This is a genomic window from Lysobacter firmicutimachus, from assembly GCF_037027445.1.
GTDB lineage: Bacteria > Pseudomonadota > Gammaproteobacteria > Xanthomonadales > Xanthomonadaceae > Lysobacter > Lysobacter firmicutimachus.
On sequence record NZ_JBANDL010000002.1, the window covers coordinates 2196721 to 2210768 of the forward strand.

The 14048-nt window shown below is 70.2% G+C and carries 16 protein-coding genes; 6 read left to right on the plus strand and 10 right to left on the minus strand.

Features of this window, described 5'->3' with window-relative positions; all coding sequences use genetic code 11:
* Positions 1–600: 600 nt before the first annotated feature.
* Complete coding sequence (locus V2J18_RS09715) at positions 601–1512, minus strand: LysR substrate-binding domain-containing protein (protein WP_336131674.1); 912 nt, start codon at positions 1510–1512, stop codon at positions 601–603.
* 79 nt (positions 1513–1591) lie between these two features.
* On the opposite strand from V2J18_RS09715, the gene V2J18_RS09720 reads away from it, so the two are divergent.
* Entirely contained in the window at positions 1592–2926 is a 1335-nt protein-coding gene (locus tag V2J18_RS09720) for a PQQ-dependent sugar dehydrogenase (RefSeq protein ID WP_336131675.1), read from the plus strand.
* Positions 2927–2943: 17 nt separating this feature from the next.
* Here the strand turns inward: V2J18_RS09720 and V2J18_RS09725 are convergent, their stop codons facing one another.
* Positions 2944–3522, minus strand: a complete 579-nt coding sequence (locus tag V2J18_RS09725) for a hypothetical protein (protein WP_336131676.1) — start codon at positions 3520–3522, stop codon at positions 2944–2946.
* Between the two features lie 165 nt (positions 3523–3687).
* Here V2J18_RS09725 and V2J18_RS09730 point away from each other — a divergent pair, with 165 nt between their 5' ends.
* The 3 genes from V2J18_RS09730 to V2J18_RS09740 all read left to right on the plus strand — a co-directional run bounded on the left by V2J18_RS09730 (position 3688) and on the right by V2J18_RS09740 (position 5555).
* A complete protein-coding gene (locus V2J18_RS09730; RefSeq protein ID WP_186442621.1) occupies positions 3688–3840 on the plus strand; it encodes a hypothetical protein in 153 nt (50 codons plus the stop codon).
* A 58-nt stretch (positions 3841–3898) separates the two neighbouring features.
* Positions 3899–4405, plus strand: a complete 507-nt coding sequence (locus tag V2J18_RS09735; RefSeq protein WP_064749011.1) for a hypothetical protein — start codon at positions 3899–3901, stop codon at positions 4403–4405.
* 154 nt (positions 4406–4559) lie between these two features.
* Positions 4560–5555: an LLM class flavin-dependent oxidoreductase gene (locus tag V2J18_RS09740; RefSeq protein WP_064749010.1), complete on the plus strand. Its 996-nt coding sequence runs from the start codon at positions 4560–4562 to the stop codon at positions 5553–5555.
* A 46-nt stretch (positions 5556–5601) separates the two neighbouring features.
* On the opposite strand, the gene V2J18_RS09745 is transcribed toward V2J18_RS09740, so the two are convergent.
* From V2J18_RS09745 to V2J18_RS09760, 4 genes are all read right to left on the minus strand, one after another.
* Positions 5602–6093, minus strand: coding sequence for an FKBP-type peptidyl-prolyl cis-trans isomerase (locus V2J18_RS09745; protein WP_336131677.1), 492 nt, complete (start codon positions 6091–6093; stop codon positions 5602–5604).
* 114 nt (positions 6094–6207) lie between these two features.
* Positions 6208–6762 carry an SRPBCC family protein gene (locus tag V2J18_RS09750; protein ID WP_064749009.1) on the minus strand — a complete coding sequence of 185 codons (555 nt, stop codon included), beginning with the start codon at positions 6760–6762 and terminating at the stop codon, positions 6208–6210.
* Positions 6763–6916: 154 nt separating this feature from the next.
* On the minus strand, positions 6917–7303 hold the full coding sequence (locus V2J18_RS09755; protein WP_336131678.1) for an ArsR/SmtB family transcription factor: 387 nt from the start codon (positions 7301–7303) through the stop codon (positions 6917–6919).
* A 112-nt stretch (positions 7304–7415) separates the two neighbouring features.
* Positions 7416–8231: a helix-turn-helix domain-containing protein gene (locus V2J18_RS09760; protein WP_064749007.1), complete on the minus strand. Its 816-nt coding sequence runs from the start codon at positions 8229–8231 to the stop codon at positions 7416–7418.
* A 129-nt stretch (positions 8232–8360) separates the two neighbouring features.
* On the opposite strand from V2J18_RS09760, the gene V2J18_RS09765 reads away from it, so the two are divergent.
* On the plus strand, positions 8361–8765 hold the full coding sequence (locus V2J18_RS09765; RefSeq protein ID WP_336131679.1) for a hypothetical protein: 405 nt from the start codon (positions 8361–8363) through the stop codon (positions 8763–8765).
* 364 nt (positions 8766–9129) lie between these two features.
* Here the strand turns inward: V2J18_RS09765 and V2J18_RS09770 are convergent, their stop codons facing one another.
* The 4 genes from V2J18_RS09770 to V2J18_RS09785 form a co-directional block, all read right to left on the minus strand.
* Positions 9130–9609: a GNAT family N-acetyltransferase gene (locus V2J18_RS09770; protein ID WP_336131680.1), complete on the minus strand. Its 480-nt coding sequence runs from the start codon at positions 9607–9609 to the stop codon at positions 9130–9132.
* Between the two features lie 7 nt (positions 9610–9616).
* On the minus strand, positions 9617–10132 hold the full coding sequence (gene greB / locus V2J18_RS09775; protein ID WP_064749004.1) for a transcription elongation factor GreB: 516 nt from the start codon (positions 10130–10132) through the stop codon (positions 9617–9619).
* Positions 10133–10139: 7 nt separating this feature from the next.
* On the minus strand, positions 10140–10649 hold the full coding sequence (locus V2J18_RS09780) for a copper resistance protein NlpE (RefSeq protein ID WP_064749003.1): 510 nt from the start codon (positions 10647–10649) through the stop codon (positions 10140–10142).
* 61 nt (positions 10650–10710) lie between these two features.
* The gene (locus V2J18_RS09785) at positions 10711–12246 is read right to left on the minus strand and encodes a helicase HerA-like domain-containing protein (RefSeq protein WP_064749002.1); all 1536 of its coding nucleotides are present in this window, start codon (positions 12244–12246) and stop codon (positions 10711–10713) included.
* 236 nt (positions 12247–12482) lie between these two features.
* Here V2J18_RS09785 and V2J18_RS09790 point away from each other — a divergent pair, with 236 nt between their 5' ends.
* The gene (locus V2J18_RS09790; RefSeq protein ID WP_064749001.1) at positions 12483–14048 is read left to right on the plus strand and encodes a transglycosylase SLT domain-containing protein; all 1566 of its coding nucleotides are present in this window, start codon (positions 12483–12485) and stop codon (positions 14046–14048) included.

The following is a 14048-nucleotide window of genomic DNA, read 5'->3' on the forward strand; positions in this document are numbered from 1 at the left end:
CAAGCGGGCGGGTCACTTTCTGTGTCCAAGGCGATAACGTCCTACTGGATTTCCTTCGGTCAAAAGTAACCAAAGAAAACGCCATGGCGGTTTCGGCTCAAAAGCCCCTATGGGACGTGGTTTCCACGGGGCCGCTCCGCACCGGCCCTCCCTGCGGGCCGCCCTCCGGGGTTTCGGTGCGTTCTCGCGAGTTCGATGCGGCGCCAAGCTCGTTACGGCAACGGCAACGCCCCTGTCGCTGCGGTTGGGGCTGGAGCGGCGCGGGCCGCGACCGTCGCCACGGCCTCCGCGAGCGCCGTCGCCGAAGGGCGGGAAGCGGGGGAGCTTCGTTTTCATGTGTGGGGCCGGTTTCGGTGCACGGCGCCCCAACTTCCGCCGACAGGGCTCCGGTCCGCCAGCTCCCGCCGTCCGTCCGCCTCGGGTAGGGGGGCGGGGCGGTGCTGCGTTGTCTAGTCAAGACGGGATCGTCGTCGACCCGCCGTTTCGTCTCCAGGGGAGCGGCGGATGCTTGTGGTGCGTCGCGGGACCGTGCCCGCCGCGCCACTTACGGCCCCGCATCGCGGCGCTACGCGGTGCGGGGCCTTTCCTTGTCGCCGCCGCTCATTCCCAGGCCGCGGTGCCGTTCCGCGGCTCCAGCCGTTCGGCGAGGAAATCCAGAAAGCAGGCGATGCGCGAGGCCAATGGGGTGTTGCGGTAGTACACCGCGTTGATCGGCTGGCGCACGTCCAGGGTCTGCCCCGCCAGCACCTGCACCAGCTCGCCGCGGCGGCGGTCGTCGCGGGTCATGAAGTCCGACAGACAGACGATGCCTTCGCCGGCCAGAGCGAGCTGGCGCAAGGTCTCGCCGCTGGAGGCATGCAGCTGCGGCGCGATGTCGAGCTCGGCGCCGTGCGCATCGCGTAGCGGCCAGCGGTTCAAGGTCGCGGTCGGGGCGAAGCCGAGCAGGCGGTGCGCGCTCAGGTCGGCGACGCTGCGCGGTTCGCCGTGCGCCTGCAGATAGGCCGGGCTGGCGAGCACGCGCAGGCGGCTGCTGGGCAGCGGCCGGGCGTGCAGGGTGGAGTCGGCGAGGCGGCCGATCCGGATCGCGATGTCGGTGCGCTGTTCGATCAGATCGATGATCTGGTCGTTGGTGTTGAGCTCCAGCTCGATCTGCGGATAGCGACGGCCGAAATCGCCGATCAGCGGCACGATCGCATGCAGCATGAACGGCGAGGCGGCGTTGACGCGCAGGCGCCCGGCCGGCTGTTGATGGCGCAGCGCCATCTGCTCTTCGACGTCCTCGACCGAGGCCAGGATGGCGCGTGCGCGGACGAGCAGGGCTTCGCCTTCCTCGGTCAGCTCCAGGCGCCGGGTCGTCCGCCGCAACAGGGTGGTGCCCAGCTTGCTCTCGAGCCGGTTCAGGGTGCGGCTGACCGCGGATACGGTCTGCGCCAAGGCCTGCGCGGCGGCGGTGATCGAGCCGCTGTCGACCACGGCGGCGAAAGCCTGCAATTCGTCGAGGGTGATCTTCATGCGCCGCATTCTAGGCGTCGCCGCGGGTTCTGGCGGAAGGCGGTGACCGCGTTCTCAGCCCGCCGGCCGCATCGCGGGCATGCTGGCGCTACGCCGCGAACGCAGGAGAATCCGCATGGTCCGACCGTTGGCGTTGTCATGCGCCGCCTTGGTCCTCAGCGCCTGCGGCGAGCGCGCGAACCTGCAGGTGGCCGACGGCACCGGCCCGCGGCCGCAACTGCCGGCGCCGAATCCGACCGCGATTCCGACCGTCAACATCGCCCCGGCGGTGGGCTGGCCGGCGGATACGGCGCCGACGCCGGCCGAAGGCCTGGCGGTGAACGCTTATGCGACCGGGCTGGATCATCCGCGCTGGCTGCACGTGCTGCCCAACGGCGACGTGCTGGTCGCCGAAAGCAATGCGCCGGCGCGCAAGGCCTCGGGCTTGAAGGCTTGGGTCGCCGGGCGGGTGATGAAGCGCGCCGGCGCGGCGGTGCCGAGCGCAGACCGCATCAGCCTGCTGCGCGATGCCGACGGCGACGGCGTGGCCGAGCTGCGCACGGTGTTCCTGAAGCACCTGCACTCGCCGTTCGGCATGGCCCTGGTGGGCGAAGACTTCTATGTCGCCAATGCCGACGCGGTCTGGCGTTTCCGCTACCGCGCAGGCGCGACGCAAATCAACGAGGCCGGCACCAAGGTCACCGACCTGCCGGCCGGCATCAATCATCACTGGACCAAGAATCTGATCGCCGGCGGCGACGGCCGCAAGCTCTACATCACCGTGGGGTCCAACAGCAACGTCGGCGAGAACGGGATGGAGATGGAGGAAGGCCGGGCCGCGATCTGGGAGTTGGACCGCGCCAGCGGCCAGAAGCGGTTGTTCGCGACCGGGCTGCGCAATCCCAACGGCCTGGCTTGGGAACCGCAGACCGGCGCGCTGTGGACCGCGGTCAACGAACGCGACGAGATCGGCAGCGACCTGGTGCCGGACTACATCACCTCGGTGCGCGACGGCGGTTTCTACGGCTGGCCTTACAGCTACTACGGCCGGCACGTCGATGTGCGGGTCCAGCCGGCGCGGCCGGACCTGGTCGCCAAGGCCGTGGTCCCGGATTATGCGCTCGGCCCGCACACTGCCTCGCTCGGCATCGCCTTCTCGCACGGCACGCGCCTGCCGCCGCGCTATGCCAACGGCCTGTTCGTCGGCCAGCACGGCTCGTGGAACCGCAAGCCCAAGAGCGGTTACAAGGTGATCTACGTGCCGTTCCGCGACGGCCGCCCGGACGGCGCGCCGCTGACGGTGCTGGAAGGTTTTCTCGACAGCAAGGAACGCGCACGCGGCCGACCGGTCGACGTGCGCCTGGATCGACGCGGCGATCTGCTGGTCAGCGACGACGTCGGCAACGCGGTGTGGCGGGTGACGGCGGCGCGTTGAGCGGCGCGGCGCCCGCCTCAGTCGCAACCGTCGCGGCGGCCGTCGAACAGGGTCTGGGCGATCGGAGGCCGGCGCGGCCGCAGCGGCCCGAGGCCGTCGATGCTCAGGCGCAAGCGCTCGTCTTCGACCTCCACCCGCAGTCGCTGCGCGCCGTTGCTCGCGCGGTACTCCAGCGTGGTCGCGCCGGAGGCGGCATCGGCGGCGGCCTGGCCGGAGGCGAGCGCGCGGACGAAATCGATCCGCGTATGCGTTTGCACGACCAACCCTTGCGGTGTTGCGCCGCCCGCATGCGCCGCCGGCGTGGCGCGGGTCAGGCTGGCGCGTTCGCCGTCGCGCGAGAAGGCCAACTGCAGGCGGCGATCGGGATCGTCGCCATCGGCGCGCTGGATCTGGCCGCCGAGCCAGCTCGGGCGCTCGTGATCGGGCAGCAGGCGCAACCATCGCGTGGCCTTGCCATCGGGCTCGACGCGCTGGATCCAGCAGCCGCGTACCCGGTCCAGGTCCGCGGCGGGCGATGCGGCCGGCGGCGCCGCGCCGGCGATCGAGGACAGCGCAAGCAATGCCGCAGCGGCGGCGACGGAGCGGGAATAGGGCATCGCGGCACTCGCAGGCGAACCGGACCAGTGCGTCACCTTAAGCCTGTCGTGCGAACTTGTCGCGCCCGGTCGCCGGTCCGCTCAGGCACCGCTCAGTGCGGCACTTGGTGGCCATCGCCGCGGCGCTTAAGCTCGGGCCTCGAATCGGCAACAGCGGAGCGATGCATGAGCGTGGCGGCGATCCTGGCCTTGGCGGTCGGACTGTATCTGGCCTTCAAACTGGTCGGTTTCCTGCTCAAGGCGGCGATGTGGGGCGTGGTCGCCGCGGCCTTGTACTGCCTGGCGGCGCCGTCGCTGGGCTGGCCGCTGCCGTGGTGAGCGCCCGGCCGCGCGTTGCCGCAGTTTCTCTCTCTCACCACGACCAGGACGGCAGGCCATGAACGACGCTTTCGATTCGCCGCACAGCCACGGCGCGCATGAGGCTCCGGACCCGGTTCCCGCCGCCTGGCGCGAAGACGTGCAGGACATCGGCCGGCTGGTGCGCGCGGTCTACGAATGCATTTCCGGCCCGGCCGGCGCGCCGCGGGACTGGGCCCGGTTCCGCTATCTGCAGCATCCGCGCGCTTTGTCGCTGCGCACGGTGGTCGAGGCCGACGGCTCGACCCGGGCGGCGGTATTCGATGTCGAAAGCTATATCGCCAACGTCGCGCCCCTGTTCGCCGAGCAGTCCTTCTTCGAAGTCGAAACCGACCAGCGCATCGAGCGCTTCGGCCAGGTCGCCCACGTCTGGAGCAAGTACGACGCGCGGCCGGCGCCGGATTCGCCGGTATTGCTCAAGCGCGGCGCCAACAGCATCCAGCTCTGCCACGAGCACGGCCGCTGGTGGGTGTTCTGCACGGTCTGGGACAACGAGCGCGAAGGGCTGCGGTTCGATCTGTTCTGACGCCGCCGCTCGCGCGAGGCTTTGCCGGAACGGGCGATACGGGGCGGTTCGGCGCCGAGCCGGAAACACTGCGTATCCGCGCCGGATACGCAGCGGCGCTGGAATCGGGCGCGATGGTCCCCAAATCGGAGGGATCTCTTCCGGATCGCCGCGCATGCTGCCGTATTCCGTACTCGATCTCGCCCCGGTGACCCAGGGCAGCGACACCCGCCAGGCCTTCGCCAACAGCCTGGCCCTGGCACGGCATGCCGAGGCTCTGGGCTATACGCGCTATTGGCTGGCCGAACACCACAACATGCCCGGCATCGCCAGCGCCGCGACCGCGGTGCTGATCGGCCATATCGCCGGCGGCACCTCGAGCATCCGGGTCGGCGCGGGCGGCATCATGCTGCCGAACCACGCGCCGCTGCAGGTCGCCGAGCAGTTCGGCACCCTGGCCTCGCTGTATCCGGACCGGATCGACCTCGGCCTGGGCCGCGCGCCGGGTACCGACCAGGCCACGGCGCGCGCGTTGCGCCGCTATTACGACGGCGCCGACAGTTTTCCGCAGGACGTGGCGGAGTTGCTGCATTACTTCGAGCCGGCCCAGCCCGGGCAGGCGGTGCGCGCGGTGCCGGGCGCCGGCCTGGACGTGCCGGTGTGGTTGCTGGGCTCGAGTCTGTTCAGTGCGCGCCTGGCCGCGGCGATGGGCCTGCCGTTCGCGTTCGCCTCGCATTTCGCCCCGGATGCGATGGACGAGGCCTTGACTCTGTACCGGCGCGATTTCGCGCCGTCGGCGCGGTTGGCGCGACCGCATGCGATGCTGGCCTTGAACGCGGTCGCGGCCGATCGCAGCGACGAAGCGCGGCGCTTGTTCACCACTCAGCAACAGGCCTTCGTCAATCTGCGCCGCGGCCGACCGGGGCTGATTCCGCCGCCGATCGACGATATCGAAAGCTATTGGACGCCGCTGGAAAAAGCCGGCGTAGCCCAGGCCCTGGCCTGCGCGGTAGTCGGCGATGCGGCCGAAGTCGGCGAAGGCATCGCCGACTTCGTCGCCCGCCATCGCCCGGATGAGTTGATGCTGACCGCGAACATCTACGACCACGCCGCGCGCCTGCACTCTTTCGCTTTGGCGGCGCAGGCCTGCCGGTCCCTGCGCGCGGCCTGAGCCGCGCGCAGGGCGAGTCGCGCTCCGGGGCGCGGCGCGCGGCGGTTCAGCGCGATTCGACGCCGAGCAGTTCGACCTCGAACACCAGCGAGGTGTCGGGCGGGATCACGCCGCCGCCGGCGCCCGCGGCGCCGTAACCCATGTCGGGCGGCACCATCAGCACGCGCTTGCCGCCGACCTTCATGCCGGCGACCCCATCGTCCCAGCCGCGGATCACCCGGCCCGCGCCGAGCAGGAATTCGAACGGCCGGCCGCGCGGCAGCGAGCTGTCGAACTGGCTGCCGTGCTTGTCGGCGGCTTTCTCGTCGTACAGCCAGCCGGTGTAGTGGACGATCACCGTCTGCCCCGGCTGCGCCGTCGCGCCGGTGCCGACGCGCTCGTCGATGGTCTGGAACTGGGCGATGCGGCCGCTGTAGACCTGGGACGCCGTGCCTTCGCCCGCAGCCTCGGTGGCGGGGCGCTGGCAAGCGCTCAGGGCGAGCGTGGCGCAGAGCAGAGCGGCGCCGAGGCGGGCCGCGCGCAGACGGCGAAACGCCATCGGGCGCGCGGATGAAACGATGGACGAAAGAGCGGAAGCTGATACGGACACGCGCGACCTCGAAGTTCGCCGGCAAGGGCGTACAGCTTAGCCCCTGCCGGCGACATCGGTGGGTCAATCCGCCGGAATGCGGCGTTCGTACTCGGCTTCGAGGCGGGTGTGATTGCGCCAGAACCCGCCCGGTTCCTGATCGGACAACCGCGCCAGCAACACGTCGAGATGGGCATGCCAGCCGCTGGCGACGCTGACCATGGCGTTGCGGTCGGCGAGGCGGCGATGGGTCACGACCAATCGCACCTGATCGCCATGCTCGTGCAGCTCGAACTCGACTTCCGACGACTCGTCGCCGGCTTCGTTCCAGGTGTAGGCCAGGCGGTGCGGCGGATCGATCGCGGTGATGCGGCCGTGTTCGCTTACTTCCTGCGCGCAGTAGGCGTACTTGTCCGGCGGGGCGTCGTCGTCGCGGCTGAGTTGGCTGTGCCGGAAGCGCAGCTCGACCGCGCCGCCGGGGCGAAGGTCCATCTCGCCGCCGGCCAGCCAGCGCGCGCGCAGGTCGGCCTGGGTGAGGTAGGCCCAGACCCGGTCGATCGGGCCGGGCAGCATGCGTTCGATGCGCACCGTGTCGGTGGCGACGACGGTGCCGTAGTCCAGTGGGGTGAGCGAGTTCATCGGCGACTCCTTCGGGCCGCGGAGCGGCGTGTGGGGTGGCGCGCGCTGGCCGGTCGGCGCAGCGAGCGAAACGCGGCGTCGCCGGCGACCGCTGCGTTGCGCGGCCGCAGGGCGATGGGGACGGATGAGCGGCGGGCGAACACGGCGAGGGCGCTCAATCGCGGGGGCGCGGCTTGCGGCGCGACGGCGGAGCGGTGTCCTGCGCGCCTCGCCGGTCGTCTTCGTGCAGCAGCGCTTCCAGCAGGTCCAGCCGCTGGCTCCAGAAACGTTCGTAGTGGCGCAGCCATTCGTAACCGCCGTGCAGCGGCGCCGGCTGCAGGCGGCAAACGTGGATGCGGCCGCGCACCGTGCGCTCGATCAAACCGGCGCGCTCCAGCGATTTGATGTGCTTGGACGCCGCGGCCAGGGTCATGCGGAAGGGCTCGGCGAGTTCGCCCACGCTCCGCTCGCCATCGGCCAAGCGTCGCAACATCGCGCGTCGGGTCGGGTCGGCGAGGGCGTGGAACACGGCGTCGAGCTGTTCGGAGCGATAGTCAACCATAGAGTTGAATATCTGGCCGGGCCGGACGATTGTCAACCGATGGGTTGAATATTTTCCGCCCCGCCGACCGACGGTAAGGACCGGGCGGGGGCAACGGCCCGCGTCGCTGGGCTCAATGGCTGGGCGGCAGCGGTTCCAGGGTCGCGCCGAACGCGCGCATCGCCTGCGCGGTGGCGGCATCGGCGGGGAAGAAGGACTCGATCGCCAGTTCGGACAAGGTCACGTCGAGCGGCGTGCCGAACACCGTGATGGTGCTGATGAAGGCCAGTTCGCCGAAATCGCTGCGCACCCGGAACGGCACCGCCACGTGCGCCGTCGGCGACAGCATCGATTCGTCGTAATCGTCCTCGCAAGGGTAGGCGGCCAGTTCGGCATGGAGTTCGGCCAGCACCGCGTCGCCGGTGCTGTCGGCCAGGTGGCGCAGCCGGTGCAGCAGATGCGCGCGCCATTCGCCGAGGTTGACGATGCGCGGCGCCAGGCCTTCCGGATGCAGGCTGACCCGCAACACGTTCGACGGCCGCGCCAACAGATGCTCGGCGACGCCGGCCAGCAGCGGCGCGACCGCGCGGTTGTGCGAGATCAGGTTCCAGTGCCGGTCCACCGCCAGCGCCGGGTGCGGCTCGTGGCCGTACAGCACCAGGTCGACCGCGGCCTGGGCCTCGCGCAGCGCCGGATCTTCGAGCCGGCGTTCGGCGTACATCGGCGCCAGCCCGGCGGCGGTCATCAGCACGTTGCGCTCGCGCAGCGGCACTTCGAGCCGGTCGGCCAGGCGCAGCAGCATCGCCCGGCTCGGCAGCGAACGGCCGGTTTCGATGAAACTGACGTGGCGGGTGGAGATCTGCGCCATTTCGGCCAGATCGAATTGAGTCAGGCGGCGACGCTGGCGCCAGTCGCGCAACAGCTCGCCCACGGGGCGGAGATCGTTCATGCGCTCACCATAGCCCGAGGCCACGGTCGGTGGCATTACCTGGCAAGTAATCGACCCGCGGCCGCCGCGGCGGTGTGATGGCTACCGAGATTCGTCCCCCTTTCACCCGCTAGCCTCCAGGAGTCGACCATGGCCATCGCCGCTCAAGCTCGTCCTTCTTCTCTGTTATGTCGTGCGCTGGTCGCCGACGCGGTTATTTCCGGCGCCGTCGGCGCCTTGCAACTCGCCGTGGCCGGACCCTTGTCCGGCTTGCTGGCCATCGAGGCGGGTTGGCTGCAGCGCAGCGGCGTGGTCTTGCTGGCCTGGACCGCCTTGCTCGGCTGGATGTTGACCCGCAAGACGGTCTCGCCGCCGATGGCGTGGACGGTGATCGGGACCAACCTGGCGTGGGTCGTGGCCTCGGTCCTGGTGCTGGTCGAAGGCGCGATCGCGCCGAACACCCTGGGCACGGCCTACGTGTTGGCGCAGGCGGCGGTGGTGGCGATCTTCGCCGAACTGCAATTCTTCGGCCTGCGCAGGCAGTCGCGTGGCTGAGGGCAGGGCTGCAAACGCCCCGTCGCATCGACGGCTCTCGCTCAGGCGAGGGCCGTCGTCGTTTTGGGCCGTCGGGTCGGGGCGGAGGGGCCGCGAGTCGCCATCGCCGTGGCCTGGACGCATTGGATTGCGCGTCCGATGAACGATCGGGCCCGATGCTCGGGTGCCGACCCGCGCCGATTCGCGCAGCCCTGGCGGGAGAACGCGATGAAACCGATTCTGGGTCTGTTCGCAGCGGCGTTGTCGATCGTCGCGCCGGCGATGGCAACCCGGACCGATCCCGGCGATATAAGGCGGCCGGGGATCGAGTCGCCGTACTTGCCGATCTGCGCCGAACGTCGATGCGGTCGCGGCGTCGACCCGATCAGGCCTGCGGCGCCCGCCACAGCATCGGTGTCGAGGGTATGCCGCCGCGCGTCTGCTCTTCCCCTTGAGCCTCGAAACCCAGGCGCAGGTACACGCCGACGGAGTGTCGCGAAGCGTTGACGGTGATCTGCGCGGGCCAGGCGTCCTTCAACAAGGGATGCGCGCGCAGGCCGGACCAGAGCCGACGCGCGATGCCGCGGCGTTGGAAGCGGTCGTCGACGAACAGGTTATACAGATGCGCCGGCAGGCGCAGCGCGGCCACGCCGACGATGCGGCCTTCGGTTTCGGCGACGAGGTAGGCATGCCCGGCGAGCAGGCGCTCGCGGGTGGCCTCGGTGCCCATCGAGGCGGCCAGCACGGCGCGGCCGTCGACATCGCAAAGTGGAAAGATCCAGTGTTGCGCCGAAGCCAGGACCAGGGCGCTGATGGCTTCGGCGTCTGCCGCCGTGGCGATTCGCAGAGGGGCCTCGTCGCTCATGCGCGGCTCACTCCTCGGCGGGCGGCCGATAGGCGACCTCGACGATCGCGTAACGTTGCGGGCCGCCCGGCAGCAGCGCTTCGAATTCGTCGTCGACCCGGCGCTTGAGCATGGCCCGGGCCAGCGGCGAGTCGATGCTGATGTGGCCGAGCTTGGCGTCGGTCTCGTCCGGCCCGACCACGCGGTAGCGCGCGATCTCGCCGTCGGCGACGTTCTCGACTTCGACCCAGGCGCCGAAGAACACCGCTTGCGGGTCGCTGGGCGCGGTGTCGACCACCCGCAACAGCGGCAGGCGTTTGCTCAGGTAGCGCACCCGCCGGTCGATCTCGGCGAGCTGCTTCTTGCGATAGGTGTATTCGGCGTTCTCCGAGCGATCGCCCTCGGCCGCCGCGGCGGCCAGGGCTTTGACGACCTCGGGGCGGCGCAGCCGCCACAGTTCGTCGAGTTCGTGCTTCAGGCGCGCGTGGCCCTCCCGCGTGATCAGGGCGGTGCCGTGCTCGGCGGGAGGGCGCCAGCGACTCATCCTCTCGTCACTGCGCCGCGCCGGCGCGCTTGAGGCTGTAGTTGAGTTCCGACTCGATCTTCTTGCCTTCCTGGTCGAGCAGGCGGATCTCGTCGTTGGACACCACTTCGTACACGCGGTCCTGGTCGCTCTTGCTGTTCGGGTCCAGGCGCAGGCGCTTGCCGTCCTCTTCCGCGGCCCAGTGGCCATCGCCCTTGAACGCGCCGTCCTTCTTGCCCTGGTAGGTCTCGTCGACGGTGTAGCTGCCGTCCGCCTTGAGGTCGATCTTGGTGTCGATGCCGCTGCAGTCGGCGCAGGGCAGGGTGCCGGAGAAGGTGCCGGCGAAGGCGGCGGCGTCGAAACCGGCCTTGGGCGCTTCGGCGACCAGCGTCGGCTCCGCGGGAGCGGCCGGCGCCGGGGCCGGAGCGGCTTCGGCGGCCTGGGGCGCTTCCGCCGCGGGAGCGGCTTCGTCGGGCTTCTTGCAGGCGCTCAGCGAGAGCGCGGCGAGGCAGGCGAGGGCGAGCAGGTGCTTGGTCACGGTCGGATCCTGATGGAATGGATGGGACGGCGGCCGGGCGGCCGCCGCAGTGCGGGCGGCGTCAGCGCTTGCCGCCGAAAATGCCGCCGAGCAGACCGCGCAGGATCTGCCGGCCGATCTGGCTGCCGACGGTGCGTGCGGTCTGCTTGGCCATGGTTTCGACCATGCCCTGGCGGCGCTTGGTGCCGAACACCGCGTCCTTCACCGCCTGGCCGAAACCGCCTGGTTCCTGGTCGTCCTGTTCGCGGGTCTTGGCCGCCGGCGCGTCGGCCTGCGCGGTCGCGGTCTCGGCGCGCTTGGCCAGCATCTCGGCGGCCGATTCGCGGTCGATTTCCTGGTCGTACTTGGTCCCGATCGGGCTGCCGGCGCGGACCTGCTGGCGCTCGGCTTCGGTGATCGCGCCCATGCGGCAGCGCGGCGGCGCGACCAGGGTGCGCTCCACCGGCATCGGCACGCCCTTGTCCTGCAGGGTCGAGACCAGCGCCTCGCCGGTGCCGAGCTTGGAGATCGCCTCGGCCACGTTTAGCGCCGGATTGGGGACGAAGGTCTCGGCGGCGGTGCGCACCGCTTTCTGGTCGCGCGGAGTGAAGGCGCGCAACGCGTGCTGCACCCGGTTGCCGAGCTGGCCGAGGATGGCGTCGGGCACGTCGTCGGGGAACTGCGAGCAGAAGTACACCCCCACGCCCTTGGAACGGATGATCCGCACCACCTGCTCGACCCGCTGCTGCAACGCCGCCGGGGCGTCGTCGAACAGCAGGTGCGCTTCGTCGAACACGAACACCAGCTTGGGCCGGTCGAGGTCGCCGACTTCGGGCAGTTGTTCGAACAACTCCGACAGCAGCCACAGCAGGAAGCTCGAGTACAGGCGCGGCTTGAGGATCAGCGAGTCGGCGGCGAGCACGTTGATCACGCCGCGCCCGTCCTGGGTGGTGCGCATCAGGTCGGTCAGCTCCAGCGCCGGCTCACCGAAGAAATGCGCGCCGCCCTCCTGCTCCAGGCGCAGCAGGGCGCGCTGGATCGCGCCGATCGACTGCGCGCTGACCAGGCCGTAGCTGGTCGAGATGTCCTTGCGTTCCTCGGCGACCAGGCCGAGCAGGGCGCGCAGGTCGGCCAGGTCGAGCAGCAGCAGGCCGCGGTCGTCGGCGAGCTTGAACACGATGTCGAGCACGCCGGACTGGGTGTCGTTGAGTTCCAGGATGCGCGAGATCAGGGTCGGGCCCATCTCGCTGACCGTGGTCCGCACCGGATGGCCGAGCTTGCCGAACAGGTCCCAGAACACCACCGGATTGGCCGATGGCGCGTAATCGCTGAGGCCGATCTCGTTCAGCCGCGCCTGCAGCTTGTCGTTGAGCGTGCCCGCGGCGGCCAGGCCGGCGACGTCGCCTTTGACGTCGGCCAGGAACACCGGCACGCCCTGGCGCGAAAAGCCTTCGGCCAGGGTCATCAGGGTCACGGTCTTGCCGGTGCCGGTGGCGCCGGCGACCAGGCCATGGCGGTTGCCGAGCTTGGTGTGCAGGAACACCTGTCCGCTGTCCGGCGTGGTCACCGCCTTGCCGATCAGGATGTCGTTCGGGTTTGCGCCGGGGGTCGGGGCCATGTCGCGTCCGTGGTCCAGGGAATGAAGTGCGGGGATCGATTCTAGCGGCAGGGGACGACGCCGGGCGCGCCGCAGATGAACCGCGTCCCAGCGTTTGCGGCGACGCGCGCCGGACTCCGGGCGATGCGGCGACGAGCCGCCCGACCGGGCAAGCCGGCAATGTGTCGCGGTTCTTGCCCGGCCCGGACCGGCGCCGTTACCCTGGCCCCCCGCAAAAAGGACCTGCTGCACGCCTCATGCCCGCTTCCTTCCGCATTTCCGGCGCGCTGGCGCCGCTCGCCGCGGCGCTCGCGCTGTGCAGCCTGTCGCCGCAAGCCGCCGCCCTGTCCAAGCGCGATCAGGCCGCGGTCGATGCCCTGAACCAGCGCATGCAGTCGGCCGAGGCGCGCTACCAGTCGGCCCTGGTCAAGATCCGCAACGCCGATCCGGCCGGACGCCAGGACAGCGACGCGGCGCTGGAGGACATGGAGGACGTGCTCGCGGCCTGCATGAAGCAGAAGGGCTGCCAGACCAATACCCTGCTGGCGGCCTACAAGCGCCTGCTCAAGGCCAATGCCGACGCCTCCGCCAGCGTCGACGAAGACGGCGAGGACAGCGGCACGCTGGACAGCGAAGGCCTGGCCGCCGACGTGCCGGAGGCCGCGCGCGCGGCGGCGCTGCTCAGCGCCGACGGCCAGCGCTTCGTCAAGATGGTGCAGTACAACCCGGCGGTGCAGGCCGGCATCCGCCGCTGGCTGACCGACATGCGCGGCTCGCTGATGCAGAGCTACGACAATTACCAGTACATGCGCCAGATGATGTGGCCGCAGTTCGAGCGCGCCGGCCTGCCGGAGGCGCTGCTGTTCGGGATCATGGCCAAGGAATCCAACGGCAAGGTCCACGTGACTTCGCGCGCCGGCGCCGCCGGCCCGTTGCAGTTCATGTTCGCCACCGGCAAGCGCTTCGGCCTGGGCGACGACGGGTCGGGCTTCGACACCCGCTACGACCCGCGCGAGTCGTCCGCGGCCGCGGCCGAGTACCTCAACGAGCGCCTGGGCCAGCTCAACAACAGCATCGAAATGTCGTTGGCGGCCTACAACGGCGGCGAGGGCCGCGCGCTGCGCATCAACAACGCCAGCGGCGGGCGCAATTTCTGGGACGAGTCGGTCTATAACCAGTTCCCGGCCGAGACCCGCGACTACGTGCCGATGGTGATCGCGGCGGCCTGGCTGTTCCTGCACCCGCGCGAGTACGGGCTGAACTTCCACAAGGTCGACGCCAAGCCGGCGCAACTGCGCCTGAGCCGGCCGAGTTCGATCTACGAGCTGACCATCTGCCTGGGCAGCAGCGGCACCCGCGAGGGCTACATGCGCGCGCTGCGCAACCTCAACCCTCGCTACCAGGCCGATACCTACCTGTCGGCCGGCACCACTCTCAACGCGACCGCGCGCATGGTCGGCCTTTACAACCGCTGGTGCCTGCAGGGCAAGCGCGCCGACCTGGCCCGCACCCTGGTCAATAGCGACGTCGCCAGCGCCATCGTCCGCACCGGCCCGGTGACCGTGGTGCCGAGCACCGGCAACGGCGAAGACGGCACTGTGGCGGCCGCTGTGGCGCCGTCCCCGGCGGCGAGCGCCAAGCCGGCGCCGGCGAAGAAGCCGGCCAAGCCGGGCAGCTACAAGGTCCGCCGCGGCGAAACCCTGACCGACGTGGCGCAGAAGTTCCAGTGCGATACCAAGCAACTGGCCAAGGCCAACGGCATCAAGGCGCCGCGCTACCTGGTCAAGCCGGGACAGACGCTGAAGCTGAGCGGGTGCGGCTGA